This window comes from Endozoicomonas sp. SCSIO W0465 (genome assembly GCF_023716865.1).
GTDB lineage: Bacteria > Pseudomonadota > Gammaproteobacteria > Pseudomonadales > Endozoicomonadaceae > Endozoicomonas.
In genome coordinates this window covers 4,516,288-4,537,242 of sequence record NZ_CP092417.1, presented here as the reverse complement: position 1 = coordinate 4,537,242, position 20,955 = coordinate 4,516,288, and the positions used below count along the sequence as shown (strand labels likewise).

The following is a 20,955-nucleotide window of genomic DNA, read 5'->3' as shown; positions in this document are numbered from 1 at the left end:
TAAGCGCAGTTGCAGTTAATATGAAGTTTTTATGGAAGTAATTTGCTGTTATGGCCACATCCATCCGTCAGAAAATTACCCTGTTTAATTTGCTTCCCGCTGTATTTTGTTACTGTATTATTACTTTTCTCTTTTTGTATTTTACCTTTCGTACGGCTTCTGAGGAAATTGGGAGAAGACATCTTAATGAAACCATGCGATATGCGGCGAACGTAGATGCGAGAATCAGTAAAGTTATCCTGGCTGGCAGGGCATTATCCTTATCCGCTACTGAGATCTCTTATTATGGCCTTTCCGCTAAATTTCTTTCAATTTTCAGTGATATGCCCTATGTGAGATCAATATCAATTGTCGATTTTGAAAAAAAAAGTAAAGAGGCTGTTCATTTCGATAAGATGACTAAAAATCTTGTTTCCGAAGATCAAGGTTCAGGTTACTCCATTCCGGATCAAGTCTATTTGGCGATAAAAAATAATTATGAGTATGACTGGTATGTTAATACTGAATTAACCGGGGCCATATTTTATACCAGCTTTCTGTTCAGAGTGTCTGATGATAGCCAACGGATTCGTTTTTTAAGGATTGATTTGGATGCCGCTAAACTGGTTAATATGCCCATAAATCAGGATTTTCGGGTTCGCCTGATTATTGCAGACCCATCCGGCAATATTGTCTACGCAAATGGCATATCGCTACTGAAGTACAGAACTATTGAAAAATTCTCAAGACTGGGACCTTGTGAGGGCAGTGGTGAACTGAATTTTCCATCCGAGAACGGGGGGTCATTCAAGCATTTACTTTATAGTCCAATTAAACCTTCCGGGCCTGATGAGCCCTGTGGATTTATGAAAGAGGTTTTGCAGAATGTTGTCGAGGAGAGCAGACTGGTCAGTGTTCGTATTTTAACCAGAGGTAGTTACAAATGGTCAGCAGCTGTTCCTATTAAATCCACTGGCTGGTTTTTCAGTTATAGCATAATGGAAACAGACATCATGAAGCCAGTCTATAAACAGGCCTCCTTGAGTGCAAGCCTGATTGGTCTGGCTATGATTTTATCAATTATATGTTTATGGGGAGTATCAGGAAGGATTACGCGTCCTCTGAATGAATTAAAGCGGCAGATGAACACGTTTGGTTTTTTGCCCGTTGACTCGAGTGAAAACATCCGGGATTCAAAAGATGAGGCTGTTAGTCTGAGCAGGAGCTTCATCAGATTAAAGGAACGACTTTTAAATAGAGAAGAAGCTTTGCAAAAAGCTCGAGCTCAAAATATGGCGAGTCTTGTTCAGCAGCTGAGGGGAGGGTATTTCTATTTTCATCTGGCCAGTTCAGGCGATATTACCTATGTTAGCCCATCAATTACTTCCGTCCTGGGTTTCACCGTTGAGGAGTTTTCTGGAAAAATACAAGGTTATTTAACAGGTTCAGCAATGAACGACACATTTAGAAGCCTCTTAAAGCAACTGCCAGAAGGAGTTTGGCATGAAACATTTGAACTGGAAATTTTTCATAAAGAGGGTTCAGTACGCTGTATAGAATTAAGTTGTGCAGGACAAGCCAATAAAAGTTCCCTGACACAGAAAAACGTCGCTGAACATTTGAACAGTATTGAGTGTATGGGTAACGATATTACCCATCTTGTCCGTGATACGGAAAAATTCAAGGCACTGATAGCGGGTTCACCTGATGCTATTTTTATCACGGATATTACCGGTGTTATTAACCTTGTGAATCCCAGGGTTGAAGACCTCTTTCGTTATCATGAGGGCGATCTGCTGGGACTTCCCCTGGCGCTGTTAATTGATCCTGAGTACCGGTCAGATCTCATGCTTCTCAGGAAACTGGACTCAGATGATATTAGCAGTCATTGTCTGGATGCCAAGCTCTCCAGGGGGGTTGATAAGTATGGTCATGGATTTCCAGTTGAGATATCCAGTAATGTTCTGACCACCGCCGATGGTTTGCTTATATCCATCGTCGTTCGTGACATTACCCAAAGAAAACAGATTGAAGGCGAGCTGCTCAAGGCTAAAGAAACTGCAGAAAAGGCAAGTCAGGCAAAATCTTTATTCCTTTCACATATCAGTCATGAGTTGAGAACCCCGCTTAATGGTGTCCTTGGTTACGCGCAGCTGCTGTTAGCGGATAGTGATGTTCCTGAGAAATACAGAGAAAGCCTGTCATCTCTTGAAGCCTGTGGTTTACACCTTCTGACGATGATTAATGACATTTTGGATATCACCAAGATTGAAAGCGGTACGGTGAGCAGTCAGATGGTGCCTTTTAATCTCAAGGTGACTTTGGACATGGTATTTGCCAATTTTCTAGAAGCTGCGAAGGTTAAAGGTCTGGATTTACTATTTGATATTCATCCACATGTGCAATTGGAGATAATTGGCGATAACGTCAAGCTGCGCCAGGTGTTGATCAATTTGATTGGGAATGCGGTAAAATTTACTGATAATGGAGATGTCCATTTAAAGGTTTTTGCAAAAGGTGAAAAGCTTCAATTTGAAGTACTTGATAGTGGTGTGGGAATTTTATCATCAGATTTGGCGCAGCTGTTCCAGCCATTTACACAGCTAAAGAGAGGGCAGGAATTTGGAGGAGCTGGTTTGGGACTGTCTATCAGTCAACGTCTGGTGGAAGCAATGGGGGGGGAGCTTCAGGTTGAGAGTGAGCATGGAAAAGGAAGTCGTTTCTACTTCAGTATTCCATACCAGATTATCCATAAGGAGCCTGGAAACGTTTTGGCTGGTACAGCTTCCAAAACAACGGAGTCTGATATAAAACCGGAATTCGTTAGTAAACGACAAATTCTGGTAGTTGATGATAGTGTTAATAATAGAGATATGTTGGTGAAGGCACTTAAGTCCAAATCTTTTCATGTTGAAGCTGCAGAGGGCGGGCTTGAAGCAGTAGAGAAATGCAAAACGACTCGCTACGATCTTATTTTGATGGATCTTAGAATGCCGGGTCTGGATGGCTTTGATGCTGCCAGGGCGATTCACAGTATCAGTAGTCAGCGATCAATCAAGATTATGGCAATCTCTGCCAGTGTGTCAGAACAGACAAGAGCAAAAATTGCTGAATCAGGATTTTGTGGATTCATTGCAAAACCTGTGCGTTTTGATGAACTGTTTAATTGTATTTATAAACATTTGGAAAACGATTATTGTTTGTCTGCTGATTTGCCACTCTCTGAGCCTTGCAAGAAAGAGATGGTTGCCGCTCTGAAGCTATCGCTGGATATAGGTGATCTGAACACACTTGAAGATAAGGCAGAAGCGTGGTCTTCGAAGCCGGGCTATGGCAACTTCCCTGAAAAAATTATCGAGTTGTGTAAACTACTTGATGTTATGGGGCTGGAGACACTACATAACGTTTTGCTGAATGATCCTGACCCGTAGCTTCTGTGTAAACTGTGCAAATCTCCTGACTTTTATTCATCTTTATAAGTAGTTCTGATCCTTATTCTGGTTTATGGTGTTATGAACAGTCTATTTTCGACTTGATGATTGATGGATAGAGAGGTTGTCAGTGGCAGAAAGTATGTCCCTATGGGCTCTGATTGGTAATGCCAGTTGGATCGTATTGCTGGTGTTGTTGTTGCTGGTCGCTGCATCGGTTGTTTCATGGATGATGATTATCCAGCGGGGAGTCCTGCTTAGCAATGCACAGCAGGCCATGATTGCTTTTGAAGACCGTTTCTGGTCGGGAATGGATCTGATTTTGCTGTACAAGGAAGTGCAACAAAATGAACATTCTGGCTCAGGCCTGGAGCACATCTTTAAAGCCGGTTTTGCCGAGTTTACCCGCCTTCGTAACCAGGGGACTGCTGATCCTGATGCGGTTATGGAGGGTACTCAGCGGGCCATGAGGGTAGCCATTTCCAGAGAGCAGGAGCGTCTCGAAGCGAACCTTCCCTTTCTTGCCAGCGTAGGATCTACCTGTCCTTACCTGGGTCTTTTTGGAACAGTTGTCGGTATTATGAACTCTTTTCGGGGGTTGGCTGTTGTGCAGCAGCCAACGCTTGCTTCTGTTGCACCGGGCATTGCCGAGGCTTTGTTGACAACTGCCGTTGGCCTGGTGGCCGCTATTCCTGCAGTTGTCGCCTACAACCGATATGCTTCAAGGGTAGAAGCCCTGTTGTCCAATTACGAGACATTTGCGGATGAGTTTTCGAGTATCCTCCACCGCAAAGTTTATAGCCGGGCATAAAGGGATCATACTGAAATGTCGCCGATGAGAAGTGGGGCAAGGATAAGAAATCGCCGTAAACCGATGTCTGAAATAAACATGGTGCCGTTTATCGATATCATGATGGTGCTACTGGTGGCCTTCATGATCAGTGCTCCCATGATGACTCAGGGAGTGAAAGTTGAGCTGCCCAAAACCAGTAGTGACAATATCGCTCTGCCCGACGATAAAGAGGTCCTGGTCGTCTCTATTAAGGCCGATGGCAGTTATTATATGGACATCGGATCTGATCATGACAAAGCGGTTAACCTTCCTTCTCTGACAGAGAAAGTCAGTAAGCTGGTGAGTGTCAGACCAAACATCCAGGTGTTGATTCAGGGAGACACTAATGTTGCTTATGGTTCGGTAGTACAATTAATGGCTGGCCTGCAAAACTCAGGTATCAGTCATGTAGGGCTGGTCACTGATCCGGTGGCGGTTGGCATGGAAGAGCGGTAGATGAAGAGATGGTTTAATATTGCTTTTCCAGCTTTTTTAACAAGGGGGGAAGAAGGGTATGGCTTTGCTATAGCCCTCTCTCTGGTTCTTCATCTTATGATGTTTGGCGTGCTGCTGGTCAACTGGAGTACAGACTCCAATCCTGAAATAGTGCCGCCGATGCCAATCAGTGCCGCTTTGGTAGAGCTGCCTAAACCTGCGGCAAAACCTCAAACGGTGAGGCAGCCTTCACAGACTCAGGCAGAACAAAAGCGCAAAGAAGAAGCAAGAAAGCGGGCAGAAGCAAAAAAAATAGCAGAGGAAAAGCGCAAAAAGGCTGAACAGCAACGAAAGGAGCAGGAACGGCAGAAAGCTTTGGCTTTGAAGCGGGAAAAGGAAAGAAAGCAGGAAGAGGAAAGAAAGAAAGAAGCGCTTCGTAAAAAGGAGGAAGCTGCCCGAGAGCTTCAGGAACAAGCGAGGCGTCAGCGGGAAAAGGAACAAAAGCACAAAGAGCAGCAATTACGCGAGCAAGCCTTGGCAATGGAGCGGCAGGCTCTGGAAGCTGCCCAGCAGCTTGAGCACGACCAGCTCCAGCAAGCAAAATACTCAGCGCTGATTAAAAGTCTGACCTCACAGTATTGGAATAGGCCTCCCAGTGCACGCAATAACATGGTGGCAGAAATTCGAATCAGCCTTTCTCCCTTTGGGGATGTGCTGGATATTGTGATGGTAAAGTCCAGTGGAAATGATGAGTTTGATCGCTCAGTGATTCAGGCCATACGCCGGGCGTCGCCTTTTTCAGAGTTGAAAGATCTTGATCGGCGAATTTTCGATCAATACTTCCGACGAATTACTTTCCGATTCAGACCCGAGGATCTGGTTAAATGAGGCACTTATTCAAAACCGTTTTATTATTTTGCTGTCTGTATTGGGGCATTGCTGCTCAGGCAGAGCTCATTATTGAGGTAACCCGGGGAAATGATAAAGCTGTGTCCATGGCGGTTTCACCCTTCAGTTGGCAAGGGGAGAAGATACTGCCAGAAGACCCAGCGGCCATTATTGATAACGATTTGAAACTCAGTGGTCTGTTCAAGGCGCTGCCAAGGGCTGGTATGCTCAGTTTTCCGGCCAGTGAGTCAGAGGTTTATTATCGTGACTGGAGGGTGCTGGGGGCTTCTTACCTGGTAACCGGGCAGGTGGCTCTTAAGGATAATGCTTACACCATGAACTATCAGCTTTATGATGTTATCAGGGGAAAGCGTATTGCCAAGGGGGGATTTACCGGAAACAGTGTCCAGCTTCGGGAAATGGCTCATCGCATCAGCGATGCTGTCTATGAAAAGATTACTGGCCTGACAGGCGATTTTTCAACCCGGATCTTATACGTAACAGCACAGCGGCATGACGCCAGGAGGACGGACTATCAGCTTAATTATGCCGATGCAGATGGTAAGCGCAACAGGAAGGTTTTCAGCTCCAGTGAGCCTATTTTATCGCCCAGCTGGTCGCCAGACGGAACCAGGGTTACCTATGTATCCTTCGAACAGGGGCGTCCTGCCATCTATATGCAGGAGCTGGCAACGGGAATCCGCAAAAAACTGACTGGTTTTAAAGGGCTGAATAGCTCTCCGGTATGGGCTCCAAATGGTGAATCCATTGCCATGGTGCTTTCCAAGGATGGCAATCCAGATGTTTATATTCTTGATCTGGCAACGAACAAAGTCAGTAATGTAACGACTCATTACGCGATAGATACTGAACCAGACTGGATGCCAGATGGTAACAGTATTGTTTTTACCTCAAATCGAGGTGGGAGTCCTCAGGTCTATCAGCAGGAGATCAGTCGTAAAAGTAATGGTGAATATAGTTCAAAAGGTAAGCCTCGTCGTCTAACCTTTGAAGGGCGGTTCAATGCCCGGGCCAAGGTCTTTCCCGATGGTAAGTCGCTGGCTCTGGTGCATAAAGGGCAGGGAGCTGCCGACTATAACATCGCGGTTCTTGATCTGGATACAGATAGACTGAGGCTGCTGACGTCATCCAAACTGGAGGATTCTCCCAGTATTGCTCCGGGTGGCCGCAGACTGATCTATTCTGTCCAGGGTGGCAAGAACGGTGAGTTGGGCATTGTTTCTGCAGATGGTCGTGTGAAGCAGCGATTGCCTTCTGCTGAGGGCGATGTTAGGGAGCCTGCATGGGGTCCGAGTATTGAACTCAGGTAACCCGAAGGCAGAGTCAATTGTTCCTTTAAGCCGACAGAAGATAGATGTATTCGCCCTGCCGATTTTCCGACTTGCTGCTATGCTCGTTTAACCTGCTCATGTGAATGAGCTGCCTAAAGCTTACAGCAGGGAGTTAATGGATAGGCTGATCGATAACAGCCTCAAACTGAGTAAGGGGAGGCAATGGCGGAGGTTGTTGGATGGAAAGGTTGTCTTTTCTCGTACTTTCCACCGGTGGAATACTGCATGATTGGCTGTCAATCGGACTTTTGTCTGCCTTCTGGGATATACCGGGGTGGTTAAAATGACTCCGTCATCCTTTTTCTCCACTCTTTTCAAACCTGTCTTTTTTTGGGTAGCTCTTTATCTGAGGAAATCTTATCATCCCTTGGTACTCGGGCTAGTCGGGTGACCTCAGTTCTGTTAGTGTACTGCACAAATTTTTGCAACCCCGTAGAGAATGATTGGAGTAGAAAATGCAAATCGCCAATGTTGTTAAAGCAGCTCTTATGGCTGTCGCTGCTATCTGGCTGGCCGGATGTGCTTCCAAGAAGGAGCCGACCCCTGCTGAAACCCCGCCACCGGTTGTTACTGTTGAAGAGGAAGTGCTGGTTGAAGTTCAGCCCGTTCTGGATCCAGCAGTTCAGGCCGTCGTAGATAGTGGCAAGATTAATGAGTCTGTGGAAGAGATTCAGGCGCTCCTTGAGAAGAATACCTATTTCTTCCCATTTGACAGCTCCAAGCTGGGTGATGAAGCATACAAGTCTCTGGATGTGCATGCTGCGTACCTGACTTCTGATCTGGGCTACATGAAAAATATCGTCATTCAAGGTCATACGGATGAGCGTGGTACCCGTACTTACAACCTGGCGTTAGGTGAGCGTCGCGCCATGGCCGTGAAAGATTACCTTGTCGCTAAAGGTGTAGCGGCCAGCCGTATTGAAGTGGTCAGCTTTGGCTTTGAGAAGCCTCTGGATCCTGAGCACAATGAAACGGCGTGGGCTTTAAACCGTCGTGCGGTAATTGTTACCGAGTAATCGATGATGCCAGCCATATTTTTGATATGCTCCTTTTAAGGACTTCCTGCAAATTAGTCCGATGAAAAAAGAAGTTCAGAATGTGGCTGGTATCCTTATTTGTCTGGGGGATGAATGCGTAGAGGAAAAACTAACCCAACGCTGGTTTTAAGGATGCTGGCTTTTCCAGTATTGCTTGCTGGTGTTCTGAGTGGAGTGGCAACTGCTGCAGCTCCCGTTGAAGAGCCCAGACCACTGGGTTTTTCAGCTGAATCTCACGCTGTTATCAATAAGATCTCAGATGAACCGATTATGATTTCATCCTCATCTGATACCGATGATGATTACAATGATACGGCGCACCTGCTTAATACGATTGATCAGCTTCGACAGGAAATGATGGAGATGCGAGGGCTGCTGGAAGAGCACGCTTTTCGCATTGGCCAACTGCAGCAGGAAGGCCGGGATAGGTATCTTGATCTTGATGAGCGAGTCTCTCGTTTGAATGGTCAAATTGGGGAAGCTGCTGATCAGGCTCCAGTTGCTAACTTAAAGCCGCGGATGGTTAACGCTCCCGTGGCAGCGGCTGCAGAAAAAAAAGATCAATCGGCGTTGAAAGCTGAGGAAGCCGCTTACCAGTCGGCATTTGGCTTTATTCGCTCCAGACAGTTTGATGAAGCGAAAAAAGCACTTCAGGAGCAGCTGAAAACATACCCTGAAGGCCGTTATGCAGACAATGCTCATTATTGGTTGGGTGAGGTCGATATGGCTCAGGGAGATTATGATGCAGCCAAAGTGTCCTTCCAGGTCATTCTGAATGAGTTTCCTAAAAGTCCTAAAGTTGCCGATGCAAGCTATAAACTCGGACGAGTTCACGACTTGCTCGGCAATCAACAAGAAGCAAAGAAGCTCCTTGAGTCGGTTATTCAGCAATATCCTGATAGTTCTGCTGCAAAGCTTTCCGAAACTTATTTGAGAGCCATGGGCGGTTCCTGATATCCGATGGCTGGTATGGGGGTGCTTGTACCAGCTTGACTCTTCTTTGATTTTTCCTCTCTTTGTCAATTTCTATTTATCGAATACACGGTGCAAGTGCTATCTCTTTGCTACACTAGTTCTTGGTCGTAATTTTCTTACAGGTTGCAGCTGAGGTTCCGATAGGCAGCTCATGCTGCTCTCGTCTTATCAATAGCCACAGGATCTACGTAGTACAAATATCAACGGCCGTCAGAACTCTATACCCTCATCTGATTTGAATGTTTGATGCTGACAGGCATATTACATGCTAAGAATTACTGAGATATTTTACTCATTGCAGGGAGAGACCAGAACAACCGGGCTGCCTACGGTGTTTGTACGTTTAACTGGATGTCCCCTGCGTTGCCGCTGGTGTGATACGGAGTATGCCTTCAAGGGTGGGGATTTATTATCTATTGACGTCATCCTGGGCAAGGTATCGGAATATAAACCCAGATACGTGACGGTGACCGGGGGAGAGCCTCTGGCACAAAAGGAATGTTATGGATTGCTAACCAGTCTGGCTGACCAGGGTTATGAGGTTTCATTGGAAACCAGTGGAGCGATCAGTCTTTCTGAAGTGGACTCCAGGGTGGTCAGGGTGATGGATTTGAAGCCTCCAGCTTCAGGCGAGTCGCATCGGAATGTATACGAAAATATCGGTTTTCTTGAAAAAAAAGACCAGTTGAAATTTGTGATTGCCGATCGTGGGGATTATGAATGGTCTGTTTCTAAAATAATCCAATATGACTTGGTGAACAGGGTATCCGATGTTCTATTTTCGCCAGTGAGTGGTGAAATGCCTGCCGAAGAACTGGCGGGCTGGATCCTTGAGGACAGGCTGCCTGTGAGGTTTCAATTACAGCTGCACCGGATGATTTGGGGAGATCTGCCGGGTGTTTAGGGTTTTTGTTCTTTTGTTGCGTGTTCAGCAGCAATAAGCCCCATGATTTTTGTTGAATAAAGGGTGTTGCCTATGAACAGAGCTGTTGTCCTTTTATCCGGAGGATTGGATTCGGCCACTGTTCTGGCAATGGCTTTAGAGCAGGGGTTCGAATGTTACTCGGTCAGTTTTGATTATGGGCAGCGCCATCGTTCCGAACTTAAGGCTTCCCGTAAGGTGGCTGAGGCTCTGGGGGTGAATGAACACAAGGTTTTAACGCTGGGTTTAACTGATATAGGCGGTTCGGCACTGACGGATGATCGTGTTGCTGTTCCGGCTTTCAGTGATCCCCTCAAGGAGGCTCAGAGCCAGATTCCGCTAACTTATGTTCCGGCAAGGAATACGGTTTTTCTCTCTATTGCCCTTGGTTGGGCAGAGGTGCTGGGGGCTCGTGACATTTTCATCGGTGCCAATATTGTTGATTACTCAAATTATCCGGACTGTCGCCCTGAGTATCTGAGGGCATTTGAAAATATGGCAAATCTTGCCACACGAGCCGGTGTTGAGGGTCATCTTTTTCGTATCAGGGCGCCCCTTCTGAATTTAACCAAGTCTGAAATAATTACTGAGGGTGTGAAGCTGGGTGTTGATTATGGTGCGACCGTCTCCTGCTATCAGGCTGATGAATACGGAGCAGCTTGCGGTGTCTGTGATAGTTGCAGTTACCGGCGAAAGGGATTTCTTGAAGCAGGGGTTATTGATCCTACGCATTATCGTATTACGGTATAATTCAATTCGTTTGTAAAACGAATACAGGCGCGTATAATTCGTGCAATTGGGTCGTTAGCTCAGTTGGTAGAGCAGTTGGCTTTTAACCAATTGGTCGTAGGTTCGAATCCTACACGACCCACCATCTCCTCTCCAGCCTTCCATATTATCTCTTCACCAAAATTATTATTAGTGCTGATGCTGTGTTAGACTTGCTGCCACTTTTTCCTAAATAGGGTGGCATGAAAATAGTGCGGCGCTGAATTTCTTTCCATTTTGTGGATGGACGTGATGCATTATTTTCGGCTTATAGCTGATTGATAGAGGAAACTGCAGACGCTTGCCTGTCTTTTATATGAAATCATTCATTAATGAGATTAAAGGGTAAAGTGTTTTGCTGGATGCAAGCTTTATGAATGCAGTGATTGACAGACAGCTCGTTCAGGGCCATTTGCAGAAGGCTTCATTACCGGAGGATCCGGTTGATAAGGAAGCCAGTAAAAGCAGAATAAAACAGCTCCTGGATGAGAGGGTGGCGGTTCTGGTCGCTCACTATTATACAGATCCCGTCGTTCAGGAACTGGCTGATGAGACTGGTGGCCTTATTGCGGACTCATTGGAAATGGCTCGCTTTGGTGCCCGGAGTGATGCCGAAACACTTATAGTGGCTGGCGTTCGTTTTATGGGGGAAACGGCCAAAATTCTCAGCCCTGAAAAGCGGGTGCTGATGCCAACGCTTGAAGCCGAGTGTTCACTTGACCTGGGCTGCCCAGTAGAAGAGTTTTCCGCATTTTGTGATCTGCACCCTGATCGGGAAGTTGTTGTCTACGCTAATACATCAGCGGCTGTAAAAGCACGGGCAGACTGGGTGGTTACATCCAGCTGTGCGCTTGATATCGTTGAAGAACTTGATGCTCAGGGGAAAGCTATTATCTGGGGGCCGGATAAATACCTTGGCAGCTATATTCAAAAAAATACCGGTGCAGATATGCTGCTTTGGGACAGTAGCTGTATTGTTCATGAGGAGTTTAAAGCGAAAGGCATTGAGGATCTGAAGCGTGTTTATCCTGATGCGGTCGTGCTGGTTCACCCGGAATCGCCTGACTCAGTGGTCGAGATTGCTGATGTAGTGGGCTCGACGAGCCAGTTGTTGAAAGCTTCCCGGGAAATGCCGAACGGTACATTCATTGTCGCTACAGATCGGGGTATTTTCTATAAAATGCAGCAGGCTTCACCTGAGAAGCGGTTTTTAGAGGCTCCAACCGCAGGCCATGGCGCTACCTGTCGCAGTTGTGCGCATTGCCCATGGATGGCAATGAATACCCTTAATGCCCTTTTAGCGTGTCTGGAAAGTCCAAATGACCTGAATGTTATAGAAATCAGTGATGAGTTGCGAAACAAGGCATTAAAGCCTTTACAACGCATGTTGGACTTTACGGCGACGAGTTAATATTTCCCTGCTTTTTCGGTGGTACTGGTTAGGTTTAACTTGTCATTTATTTCATACCAAATAATTCAATGGGTTATCTCTGTTGATAATCCCCTGGCCACACACTGTCTTTTAGTTACATCTCCACACCTATTGTCGTTCGATAGGTGTGGGGTGATCTTGTGGTTTTTCCTGGCTTCCCATATGACTGGTTAGTTCGGAATCTCGTACGTTTTAAGAGATAGTAGAAACAACAGAATTTTATCACAGCTTTGTTGATTCTCCGGGATCTTGTGGAAGTCTTGATAGTATCACTCGATCAAGTTCCATATACAGATCATCTATATCAATATGACTGAACTTTCCCTGAACAAGTTGTTCACAGAGTTTGGCAAATTCAGCATAAGTTTCTTCGTAATTTAGGTACTGCCCATGAAGTTCTTGATTAAGCCAGGACAGAAAGTGACTGCCTAAATGGTTAATTTCCCCGGCATAGTCAGGATGCTTTTCTTGAGTTTCTTTAATAATATCATTTTTAAAAAACTCTTGAGTATCCCTGGGGGTCGGATTTTTGTTCAAAGTGAGATAATCCTGAGGGGCTGGATCTTTATTCGAAGCGAGATAATCCTGAGGGGCTGGATCTTTATTCGAAGCGAGATAATCCTCAGGGGCCGGATCTTTGTTCAAAGTGCGATCATCCTCATCCCATTCATCATCATCATCATCATCATCATCATCATAATCGTCATCAGGTTGATTCACTTGTTCAACATGTGCATCAACTTGCCAGGTTTGATTGCTTGATGATAATTCTGAGGTATCACTATTCGAATGATCTGTCCCTATCCCTGCCATTAGTTTGGATTTTGGCCATGTCTTTGCGTGGTCAGATGTTACACTGCGTTGACCATTTAAACCCTGTACAGCAACCAGATCTGGTAGCGGCAGCGGTGCCTTTTTGTCGAATCTCAACGCTTGCGCTTCTTTTAACTGATTCAGGGTTATATCACCTTTATTTTGCTGGGCCAGATCACTTGCAATTTGAGCTAGAACCAGTTGGTCATAGGCATAGAAAATATCAGAGTGTTGATTGCCGGAGGCTGTGTTCAGTTTGGAGGTTTCTGATTGAACCTGTTTAACCAGCGATTGAAGCTCGTTTATCTGGTCTTCGTTTAGCCCGCCTGGTTGCTCTGGTGCAGGATTACGAAAGTGATTATGAATGCATGATTCATTGAAGGACTGCAAACCCAGTGCATAGTTAAACTCTCCTGTCACAGTCGCCGTGTCCATATTATGGAGGGCTTGCAATGGTGCAGTTACTTTCCCACCCCTGGCAGCCGCTAAGACTTCCTCTGGATGTGGGTTGACGTCTTCACCCGGAGGCAGACCGTCATAAATGGCATTGACGCATGTGAATTGTTGCAGTCTTTGAACTAGTTCACCATAGATATGAATATAGTTAATTTGTTTCGCCTGAAATTCTTCGCGCATTTTTTTAGCACGTTTTTCACTTTTAGCAATTTGTTTTTTTGTGTTTTCTATTTCATGCCCAACCCATGGCTTTTTGATTTTCCAGGCTTTTTCACGTTTCGCTTCCTGTTCGGTTTTTTTTGTCTCAAGTTTATTTTTTTCTAGAATATAACCCGCCTCTGCTCTGATGTGCTCAGAGGCTCCTCTCAACTCATTATTCAGACGACTTACCAGGTTAGGGATAATCTTGCGTTGATTTTCTAATTCACTTAACGCTGCTTCTTTACTGGCTTCAATTTTATGGCTGTCCTTTTCAGAGTGGGAGGAAACCTGTTTAAAAAATGGTTTAATATCCCCGCATAAGCTATTAATGTCTTTTGATAATTGTAGGTTCTCTCTCAGGTTATCCCGTGCAAGGCATAATTTTTTTACTTCTTTTACATCCCGTGAGAATGTATCAATCATCATGTCTCTGAATTCTTCTCTATGCATCTTGCCTAGATTTTCATCAATTTTTACAGCAGAATTAAACAGATTTATAACAGCATTGCACTTTTTCCTGGTCATAAGAAAGTCTTTTTCTGGATCTCCATCGTATGGAATGCTTTTCAGGTGTTTCGGCATTGCCTTAACAAGAATTGCCATTTGGTTCTTTATTTTTTTGTTCAGTGAATCTATTGCTGTGATGGGTAGCTTATTATTTTCTTTAAGCCTGTTGACTTCTTTTTTTAACTCAACAAGGCTTTCCCCTGACTTGCAACGCTTGATTTCATAAGAGAGATATATTTCTGTATCGGATTGGACAAGCCTCTCGAACTGATCCTTGTCAACATAGGTGCATGCAGATGGTATTTCGTCAGGGAGCTTTAGAATACTGTCGACGTAATCTGATCTGTCTTTATCATCTTGTACATCTTTTGTTAATAATGCGACACGCCTTTTGGTCATGTCTTTTTGAAATTGATGCATTCTTGATTTTTCAGCAGATTTTTCTTTATCAATAGTTACTTTATCAAGATGACGCTCAATATTCCGTCCCAATTTAGAAACCAGTTTGCCATGGCTATTCAGAATTTTGGTTTCTTTATTGTCTTCGATACCCGAGTATTTTGCCTTTTCTGGTTCGTCTAGTTTGATCAGTTCAGGGTTGATAGGTGTGGTAATGTTATAGCTATGCATGTCTTGGTCCAAATTAGAGCTTTGTCTAAAAATAGTAGCGTAAATTATCTAGAAAAATACGATATCCATTGTCCGTTAAGGTAATCTTTCTGATTAATTAAGCAGTGTCATGTTTTTGGCAGATTTTATTTGTGAAATAACAAGTTACCACAGTAAGTATGCCCAATTGAAGCTAATCAAAAATATAAGCTACTGTTGAAAATAGGTATTTCAAGAGTTAATCCTTCGTGGAAAACTAAATGCAAATTATAATAACCTTCTTAATTTATTTTATTGTCATGCTGGGTGTTGGCTACATTGCCTGGCAGAGAACTCAAAACTCTTCTGACTATTTTCTTGCCGGGCGCTCACTGGGACCCTGGTCAGCAGCATTAAGTGCCGGTGCTTCTGATATGAGTGGCTGGTTGTTGCTCGGTCTGCCCGGGTATGCATTTGCTGCCGGATTTGAAGCGATCTGGCTCGGGCTGGGGCTACTGGGAGGAACCTGGTTGAACTGGCTCCTGGTGGCCCGTCGATTAAGAATATACAGTGTAGTCGCGAACGATTCTTTGACGCTTCCCGAATTTTTTTCCAATAGATTCTCCGACCTAAAGTATGTCCTGCAACCGGTCAGTGCTGGATTTATCCTGATTTTCTTTCTTTTTTACACCAGTTCAGGTTTGGTTGCCGGTGGCAAGCTCTTTGAATCGGTTTTTGGCGTTGACTATGAGCTGGCGGTAATCCTTGGAATGCTGAGTGTGGTTTCCTACACTCTGTTTGGTGGTTTCCTGGCGGTATGTTGGACCGATCTGGTGCAAGGCCTACTGATGTCGGCCGCGTTACTGATTGTTCCGGTGACGGTACTGGAAGTCACCGGTGGCTCCGAGCAGGTACTGGCCGAGATTACACAATTGAACCCCCATCTGACCAACATGTTCACTGATGTTCGGGGGGAACCCCTTTCTTTGCTTGTTATTTTGTCATTACTGGGCTGGGGGCTGGGGTACTTTGGCCAACCGCATATTATGGCACGTTTTAAAGCAGTGCGGTCCAGCAATCAGCTAACGCTGGCGCGGCGTATTGCGGTTTCATGGACCGGAATCTGTATGGTGGGGGCTTTGCTGGTTGGTTTGACCGGAATCATTTATACCCAGCGGCAGGGGCTGGTGCTGGATGACCCCGAAGCTATTTTTATGTTGATGGTCAATTTCCTTTTTCACCCGATCATAGCCGGCATTCTGTTGGCTGCAATTCTGGCCGCCATTATGAGTACAGCAGATTCTCAGCTGCTGGTTTGTTCTACTGCGGTAGCGGAGGATTTTTATCGAAATATGCTGCGTCGCAATGCTTCTCAGGGTGAGATGCTGATGGTTGGCCGTATTGCTGTTGTTGGTATTGCTTTACTGGCTACGGTGCTGGCATTAAATCCGGGTAGTTCTGTACTTGAGATGGTTGCTTATGCTTGGGCAGGATTCGGTGCGGCTTTTGGTCCTGCACTGCTGTTTTCACTGTACTGGAAGAGAATGAGCGGGTTGGGGGCGCTTGCCGGTATTATTGTAGGTGGTGTTACTGTCGTGTTATGGCGCTCGCTCAGTGGAGGGATTTTTGAAATTTACGAGATTATCCCCGGCTTTATCGCTGCTTCAATGGCAATCGTGGTGTTTAGCCTGATTGGGAAGGCACCTTCTGATGAGGAGTCAGGGACTTTTCAGAAGGTGCAGTCGCTTGTGAAATCGTCATCGGGTGACGGTCAGGATGAGCCTCCTAGTTATGGCGCGGATAATGCCAGAAGTTAGGGCTAAAAGGCAGTGTCAGTGTGGTATCCTCACCGGCAAGACAGGCTTCAGGATGGTATCTGCTCAGGTGGTAGCGTACACGTTGCTCCTGATGTTTAGAAACATCCACCATAATCAGGTGTTTGCCTTTTATCAGATCATCATGGAATCGTGCCGTTTTGTAATTTTCACGGGTGACACCTGCCAATCCACCGCTCCAGGCACCAAACATCGTGAATACACCAGCAACTACCAGAAGGGCGGGTAGCGGTATATCTATTCCAATCGGGTTCCACCACTCAATCAGTGTGGCTGCCAGCAGACCGACAGCACCGCCAATGAGGGCCCCCAGCTCTCCTGAATGAAGTACATCGTTTTCCTGCAGCATGTTGGCACTGTGTACTTGTTTATGATACAGGCCAGCTTCATTTCGGCTCAAAACATGGAGGTGCCAGTCGGTGATGCCATCCTGGTGCAGGTCTTGAGTAATGTTGGTTACACTGTCGAGTGAGTCAGTCAGGTAGTAGAGACGTTTCATAATTAACTCCTGCTTTACTGCGCGCAGAATCAATGAAAAGAGTATAGATTATTCAAGGTACTGCCCTGAGAATAGATTGCCCTGCAGTTATTCGCTACCCTCGCTAGCTGGGCTATTCTGAGGTAGCCTACCTGAGTCCCACATTGTTTTAGGTGAATTGACGATGAAACAAATAAAAGTTGCAGTCAGAAAGAAGGGGTCCAAAAGTGCTCAGGAATTCAGTGAAGCAGACAACGAGCTGAAGCAGACGTTGGAGCGATTGGCTAAAAAGGGACTGAATCCTATGCAGATGTGCCAGAAATTGATTGAACATGAGGTGAAGCATCCCGGCAGTGGTGACTGGACGTATGACCGGGTCGTTGAGGAATGTGAGCGGTTGAAAGTGTGATGCCCCGACATCCGGCCGATGAGGTTGTCTCTTCACTGAGCGTATGTAGAGTAACCTCGCCATTGACCTGATGATTATTGTTTTGTGGCCTTCAGCAGATTCTGAAAGCGGCGATGTTTCTCTTCCTGAGTCAGCTGAGGGACAGGTTCCGATGGCTCCTGAATGAGCGGACTGTAATCCAGTACTGATGCTTCCATTGTTGCCTCCTTTGATGCAGTACGTTCCTGAAGCCAGACATCCATTACATCAAGGGCCTCTAGCAATCCTTGATGTTCATCCGACACATTCTGGTTATCAGCATCCGTCATCTGGTTTATTTTTTTTACCAGGTTACTGCGTATCTGGAGAATTCGCTCTTCAGAGATCTGCTCCCTGTTCTCTTCCAGCCATTTTCTGGCTGACTCTCCATTGGTGGCCATGGTGAATAGTTGCCCGTACTGATGAAACTGATCAAGGGTTCAGTTTTGTTTGAAAGGTATGAATTTCAGCGTTGAAAGCAGGATAATTATAAAAAGTTAAGTAGAAAAATTCATCTACTATTACACTCAGTTGTCTATCTCCTTAGAGATCGCATGGCTTTCTCGGTAAATACGATCCAGATACCGGTGGCGAATCTACGTACAATTACTTTATCTTACGACGTTTTATTTTTGGCTCTTTTCCAATTCCAGACTGCTATGTAACCAGCAAGTTGACTAAGGGCTGAAGAAGACTTCTGCCTCTTCGGCCAATATTATGCAAAAACTCAAAAAAGCCAAGGTAAAGGGGTAAAGCCTCTTGGGATATTCCCCTGTGAGGCCTTAGCCACGAGCGTAGAAGTGACCAAAACCCCTCCATAGTATTAACATGCACCTCGTAAATACCGTCTTTGTCATCATCACGAGCATACTCACCTTTGCCGTGACAGACCGTTTTATGTCTGAAGCCCCAGCTTTCAAGGTCATCATAGATGTTGTATTCATCGGTATAAATCTGGCTCTGTGGGGCTACGTGTTTCTTGATAAATGGTTCGATTGTCGCCTTCTTAACGTTCGACAGCATGTTGATAATGACCTGACCTCCCCTTTGAATCATTCCCAATACCGGCGGTTTGTCTTTTTCAAGAGTCCCACGGCCCGGAGCGCCTTTAAGCCTTCTTTTTCTCGGTGGACGATCCAGATTTTTTTAATGCTTCAGGGTGTCCCTTGTGACCAGCTACAATGTAGACCTCGTCGAATTCAACTTCGCCATCAAGAATCACTTCAGGCTTTCGGTCAACAACACCATTTCGTAAGACTGTGGTCATATGGTGTGCATCACTGACACACAGATCAAGTTCCTGAGCTATCTGGCTGTTGGAGACGTTCAGCCCCATTAAATAGAGACAGGCAATCCAGACTTTGAGTGGTCGGTGGTGTCCTGCGAAAACCGTATTTGTCAGGTCATCGAAGTAGCGCTTACAGGACTTACAGTAATAGTGCTGGCACTCTACCTGCACATTGTCGTGTCCATTCTTTTTGACATTCTCAGAATCACAGTGCGGACAGAGAACAGTGCCATCTGGCCAGCGGTTCTCACGGATCATCTCAAAGCAGGTTTCATTACTGATGAGATCTGAGATTCGGCCTATATTCATGGTCAATGCTGGCGATGGCTAATTATATCCACCAAGGATAGTTCAGCAGTTCGTAATTCGAAAAGAGCCTTTCAGGATAAAATCTACAGTTTTCAATTGGTTGTGTTTTTGGACGAGAACTAGCTGACAGTTATTAATCCGTTCCCATGTAGATGCAGTAAGAAGGCTGATAAGCCCATGCAAACTGGAGCGACTGGGGCGCTGGTTTGGTTCGAGGCGACAAAAGTCTCGAAAGAGCATGGAGTCCATCAAAACAAACGACAGGTAGTCAAAATCACAATTCAAATACTGTTTCAGGAGTGCCGCACGAAGAACGGATTCTGCTGATAGTCCGTTCCGCCCAGTGTTCTGTTTATCACCAGAACTTAAGTCCTCATAAATCCAGTCATTGAACTGTGGATGGGCATCAAGCCATTGCGAGATACCGGAAAGCTGGGAGCAGATTTCATGAGGTACGTAATGGAGTTCCATACTACACTACGGGTTGCGTTTTTTGCGCATTTGGAGTCCTCTGTTTTTGGCAATCCCTTATGTTTCTTGGTCTTGGGAAGTTTAGTTGCCAGATAGCAGTAGGGCTCCACTTAATTTTTCAGGATAAAATCTACAGTTTTCAATTGGTTGTGTTTTTGGACGAGAACTAGACTAACTTATTACAAACGCAGCAGGTCAGCCTTAAGTCAAACAGGCTTCCAGGTCCTTAAGTATTTTTCCACCCCACGGTTTTTAACCGGTCAGCAGTGAGCATGGATCATCGCAATGGCATACTCTCACATTCGTTTTATCCCCTATCACACCCCCACAATTTACATGAGCACCGGCGTACAGCATGAGCTACCTGCTGGCTTACTGCTTGATTATCGGGAACAGCAAACGATTTTTCGACAGTTTCCCGATATGAAGGTAGCGGCAGGTCTTGTTGACAGGGATAAGGTGCTGGCACAGAAGCCACCCATCTATACTGTAAAACTGTCCGGTCAGCCTGAAAACCTGAAAATGGTGAAAGGTGATGCGGATGTTTTCGCCCGCGTTCAACGCACCCTTACCGCCCTTGAACTGGCTGTCACGACGCTGGAATACCGGAAAGATCTGAAGAAAGATGGCGTCCTTAATATTTTTGCCATGCCGGAGTTTTTCTTTCGTCCCCCGGAAGAACCACGCTCCTATCCGGCTGACATGTATAAGGCCATCTCTGATGTATTAACCCAGACGATTGCCACCAAAAAAGCACTGAAACACTGGCTGGTGATTCCCGGCACCATTATGTGGACCAGAGAGGAACCTCACCCGGCAGGCCTTGATGAAAAGGTTTTGGTGGACAATAATACGGCACTGGTCATCAATGGCGGCATTGAGCTAGGCGGCGGCGTCAAGGTCGATAAGCTTCGGCCAATCAAAACTGATGGTATGCCGTCCTACCGAATGTCTGCCGACGAAAAGTCCAAACCCAAAGGTATAAAATACGACGGCGAGTGGTTAAATCAGGCTGAATATTTCAAGCGTTCGGGTATGTGGCCCAATGTTTCTGAACATATCATCGATTTTCGCAACGTAAGAATGGGCATGGAGATCTGCGCCGATCATAACACCCTGAAAGCCTATCCTTTTGTCACCAAAGATATCGTTGCGCAGCTTCTGGTCTCATGCGGCAAGCGGTTAATTAAAAAGTATGTTGTCACTACGGAAAATGGCATTTTCATGCGGGTCGACGGGCATCACGGCTCAGGCGTTCGCTGGGAATTAAGAGTGGTCAAAGGCTACAGGAACACTAACAGCACCCTCACTGATTTTGATCGCTGGCACGACACCAGCTACCCAGATCTGGTGCCAACTGACATGGAGGCCATGACGGAGCCAAACCCGTTTGTGGAACACGAGATTCCCTTTACAGAGGGACACCCCCTGTACTGGGTTCCCCCAAAAGATGCGAATATGAAGGACTGGGCTTATTACAAACAAGGCATCACATTTTATGAACCTCGTGAAATTTAAGAGAAGTATGGGT

Annotated in this window: 19 protein-coding genes and 1 tRNA gene; 14 read left to right on the top strand and 6 right to left on the bottom strand. The window is 45.6% G+C overall.

Going from position 1 to position 20,955, the window contains the following annotated elements:
* The first annotated feature begins 50 nt into the window (after nucleotides 1-50).
* The 11 genes from MJO57_RS20435 (at nucleotide 51) to nadA (ending at nucleotide 12,030) form a co-directional block, all read left to right on the top strand.
* Entirely contained in the window at nucleotides 51-3,410 is a 3,360-nt protein-coding gene (locus MJO57_RS20435; protein WP_252018300.1) for an ATP-binding protein, read from the top strand.
* 130 nt (nucleotides 3,411-3,540) lie between these two features.
* Nucleotides 3,541-4,221, top strand: a complete 681-nt coding sequence (gene tolQ / locus MJO57_RS20430) for a protein TolQ (RefSeq protein ID WP_252018299.1) — start codon at nucleotides 3,541-3,543, stop codon at nucleotides 4,219-4,221.
* A gap of 24 nt (nucleotides 4,222-4,245) precedes the next feature.
* Nucleotides 4,246-4,698 (top strand): protein TolR, encoded by a 453-nt coding sequence (tolR, locus tag MJO57_RS20425; protein WP_371924652.1) that lies wholly within the window; start codon nucleotides 4,246-4,248, stop codon nucleotides 4,696-4,698.
* 96 nt (nucleotides 4,699-4,794) lie between these two features.
* A complete protein-coding gene (locus tag MJO57_RS20420) occupies nucleotides 4,795-5,565 on the top strand; it encodes a cell envelope integrity protein TolA (protein WP_252018297.1) in 771 nt (256 codons plus the stop codon).
* Nucleotides 5,562-6,896 (top strand): Tol-Pal system beta propeller repeat protein TolB, encoded by a 1,335-nt coding sequence (gene tolB / locus MJO57_RS20415; RefSeq protein WP_252018296.1) that lies wholly within the window; start codon nucleotides 5,562-5,564, stop codon nucleotides 6,894-6,896. The genes MJO57_RS20420 and tolB overlap by 4 nt, the downstream gene beginning before the upstream one ends.
* A 476-nt stretch (nucleotides 6,897-7,372) precedes the next feature.
* Nucleotides 7,373-7,933: an OmpA family protein gene (locus MJO57_RS20410; RefSeq protein WP_252018295.1), complete on the top strand. Its 561-nt coding sequence runs from the start codon at nucleotides 7,373-7,375 to the stop codon at nucleotides 7,931-7,933.
* 114 nt (nucleotides 7,934-8,047) lie between these two features.
* The gene (gene ybgF, locus MJO57_RS20405) at nucleotides 8,048-8,908 is read left to right on the top strand and encodes a tol-pal system protein YbgF (RefSeq protein ID WP_252018294.1); all 861 of its coding nucleotides are present in this window, start codon (nucleotides 8,048-8,050) and stop codon (nucleotides 8,906-8,908) included.
* A gap of 286 nt (nucleotides 8,909-9,194) precedes the next feature.
* Nucleotides 9,195-9,833, top strand: coding sequence for a 7-carboxy-7-deazaguanine synthase QueE (gene queE / locus MJO57_RS20400; RefSeq protein WP_252018292.1), 639 nt, complete (start codon nucleotides 9,195-9,197; stop codon nucleotides 9,831-9,833).
* A 72-nt stretch (nucleotides 9,834-9,905) separates the two neighbouring features.
* Nucleotides 9,906-10,601, top strand: a complete 696-nt coding sequence (gene queC, locus MJO57_RS20395; RefSeq protein ID WP_252018290.1) for a 7-cyano-7-deazaguanine synthase QueC — start codon at nucleotides 9,906-9,908, stop codon at nucleotides 10,599-10,601.
* Nucleotides 10,602-10,649: 48 nt separating this feature from the next.
* Nucleotides 10,650-10,725: transfer RNA gene (locus tag MJO57_RS20390), tRNA-Lys, on the top strand.
* A 267-nt stretch (nucleotides 10,726-10,992) separates the two neighbouring features.
* Nucleotides 10,993-12,030, top strand: coding sequence for a quinolinate synthase NadA (nadA, locus tag MJO57_RS20385; RefSeq protein ID WP_252027078.1), 1,038 nt, complete (start codon nucleotides 10,993-10,995; stop codon nucleotides 12,028-12,030).
* 243 nt (nucleotides 12,031-12,273) lie between these two features.
* Here the strand turns inward: nadA and MJO57_RS20380 are convergent, their stop codons facing one another.
* On the bottom strand, nucleotides 12,274-14,658 hold the full coding sequence (locus MJO57_RS20380; RefSeq protein WP_252018288.1) for a hypothetical protein: 2,385 nt from the start codon (nucleotides 14,656-14,658) through the stop codon (nucleotides 12,274-12,276).
* 239 nt (nucleotides 14,659-14,897) lie between these two features.
* Here MJO57_RS20380 and putP point away from each other — a divergent pair, with 239 nt between their 5' ends.
* Nucleotides 14,898-16,433, top strand: coding sequence for a sodium/proline symporter PutP (gene putP, locus MJO57_RS20375; protein ID WP_252018286.1), 1,536 nt, complete (start codon nucleotides 14,898-14,900; stop codon nucleotides 16,431-16,433).
* Here putP and MJO57_RS20370 read toward each other — a convergent pair.
* Nucleotides 16,402-16,950, bottom strand: coding sequence for a hypothetical protein (locus MJO57_RS20370; RefSeq protein WP_252018284.1), 549 nt, complete (start codon nucleotides 16,948-16,950; stop codon nucleotides 16,402-16,404). The genes putP and MJO57_RS20370 overlap by 32 nt on opposite strands.
* Nucleotides 16,951-17,113: 163 nt before the next feature.
* On the opposite strand from MJO57_RS20370, the gene MJO57_RS20365 reads away from it, so the two are divergent.
* Nucleotides 17,114-17,338 (top strand): hypothetical protein, encoded by a 225-nt coding sequence (locus MJO57_RS20365; protein ID WP_252018282.1) that lies wholly within the window; start codon nucleotides 17,114-17,116, stop codon nucleotides 17,336-17,338.
* 74 nt (nucleotides 17,339-17,412) lie between these two features.
* Here the strand turns inward: MJO57_RS20365 and MJO57_RS20360 are convergent, their stop codons facing one another.
* From MJO57_RS20360 to MJO57_RS20345, 4 genes are all read right to left on the bottom strand, one after another.
* Nucleotides 17,413-17,757 carry a hypothetical protein gene (locus tag MJO57_RS20360; RefSeq protein ID WP_252018280.1) on the bottom strand — a complete coding sequence of 115 codons (345 nt, stop codon included), beginning with the start codon at nucleotides 17,755-17,757 and terminating at the stop codon, nucleotides 17,413-17,415.
* A gap of 256 nt (nucleotides 17,758-18,013) precedes the next feature.
* Nucleotides 18,014-18,496 (bottom strand): IS1595 family transposase, encoded by a 483-nt coding sequence (locus MJO57_RS20355; protein WP_252027077.1) that lies wholly within the window; start codon nucleotides 18,494-18,496, stop codon nucleotides 18,014-18,016.
* Nucleotides 18,465-18,953 carry a transposase gene (locus MJO57_RS20350; protein WP_252018278.1) on the bottom strand — a complete coding sequence of 163 codons (489 nt, stop codon included), beginning with the start codon at nucleotides 18,951-18,953 and terminating at the stop codon, nucleotides 18,465-18,467. The genes MJO57_RS20355 and MJO57_RS20350 overlap by 32 nt, the downstream gene beginning before the upstream one ends.
* 42 nt (nucleotides 18,954-18,995) lie before the next feature.
* A complete protein-coding gene (locus tag MJO57_RS20345; RefSeq protein WP_252018277.1) occupies nucleotides 18,996-19,424 on the bottom strand; it encodes a hypothetical protein in 429 nt (142 codons plus the stop codon).
* Nucleotides 19,425-19,760: 336 nt separating this feature from the next.
* Here MJO57_RS20345 and MJO57_RS20340 point away from each other — a divergent pair, with 336 nt between their 5' ends.
* Nucleotides 19,761-20,942, top strand: coding sequence for a hypothetical protein (locus tag MJO57_RS20340; RefSeq protein ID WP_252018275.1), 1,182 nt, complete (start codon nucleotides 19,761-19,763; stop codon nucleotides 20,940-20,942).
* The last annotated feature ends 13 nt before the right edge of the window (nucleotides 20,943-20,955 follow it).

What these genes read in the sequence shown, in the direction of transcription:
- MJO57_RS20435 (WP_252018300.1), top strand. Translation starts at nt 51, where the DNA reads ATGGCCACATCCATCCGTCAGAAAATTACCCTGTTTAATTTGCTTCCC.
- tolR (WP_371924652.1), top strand. Translation starts at nt 4,246, where the DNA reads ATGAGAAGTGGGGCAAGGATAAGAAATCGCCGTAAACCGATGTCTGAA.
- MJO57_RS20420 (WP_252018297.1), top strand. Translation starts at nt 4,795, where the DNA reads ATGATGTTTGGCGTGCTGCTGGTCAACTGGAGTACAGACTCCAATCCT.
- tolB (WP_252018296.1), top strand. Translation starts at nt 5,562, where the DNA reads ATGAGGCACTTATTCAAAACCGTTTTATTATTTTGCTGTCTGTATTGG.
- MJO57_RS20410 (WP_252018295.1), top strand. Translation starts at nt 7,373, where the DNA reads ATGCAAATCGCCAATGTTGTTAAAGCAGCTCTTATGGCTGTCGCTGCT.
- ybgF (WP_252018294.1), top strand. Translation starts at nt 8,048, where the DNA reads ATGCGTAGAGGAAAAACTAACCCAACGCTGGTTTTAAGGATGCTGGCT.
- queE (WP_252018292.1), top strand. Translation starts at nt 9,195, where the DNA reads ATGCTAAGAATTACTGAGATATTTTACTCATTGCAGGGAGAGACCAGA.
- queC (WP_252018290.1), top strand. Translation starts at nt 9,906, where the DNA reads ATGAACAGAGCTGTTGTCCTTTTATCCGGAGGATTGGATTCGGCCACT.
- nadA (WP_252027078.1), top strand. Translation starts at nt 10,993, where the DNA reads ATGAATGCAGTGATTGACAGACAGCTCGTTCAGGGCCATTTGCAGAAG.
- MJO57_RS20380 (WP_252018288.1), bottom strand. Translation starts at nt 14,658, where the DNA reads ATGCATAGCTATAACATTACCACACCTATCAACCCTGAACTGATCAAA.
- putP (WP_252018286.1), top strand. Translation starts at nt 14,898, where the DNA reads ATGCAAATTATAATAACCTTCTTAATTTATTTTATTGTCATGCTGGGT.
- MJO57_RS20370 (WP_252018284.1), bottom strand. Translation starts at nt 16,950, where the DNA reads ATGAAACGTCTCTACTACCTGACTGACTCACTCGACAGTGTAACCAAC.
- MJO57_RS20365 (WP_252018282.1), top strand. Translation starts at nt 17,114, where the DNA reads ATGAAACAAATAAAAGTTGCAGTCAGAAAGAAGGGGTCCAAAAGTGCT.
- MJO57_RS20360 (WP_252018280.1), bottom strand. Translation starts at nt 17,757, where the DNA reads ATGGCCACCAATGGAGAGTCAGCCAGAAAATGGCTGGAAGAGAACAGG.
- MJO57_RS20350 (WP_252018278.1), bottom strand. Translation starts at nt 18,953, where the DNA reads ATGAATATAGGCCGAATCTCAGATCTCATCAGTAATGAAACCTGCTTT.
- MJO57_RS20345 (WP_252018277.1), bottom strand. Translation starts at nt 19,424, where the DNA reads ATGGAACTCCATTACGTACCTCATGAAATCTGCTCCCAGCTTTCCGGT.
- MJO57_RS20340 (WP_252018275.1), top strand. Translation starts at nt 19,761, where the DNA reads ATGAGCACCGGCGTACAGCATGAGCTACCTGCTGGCTTACTGCTTGAT.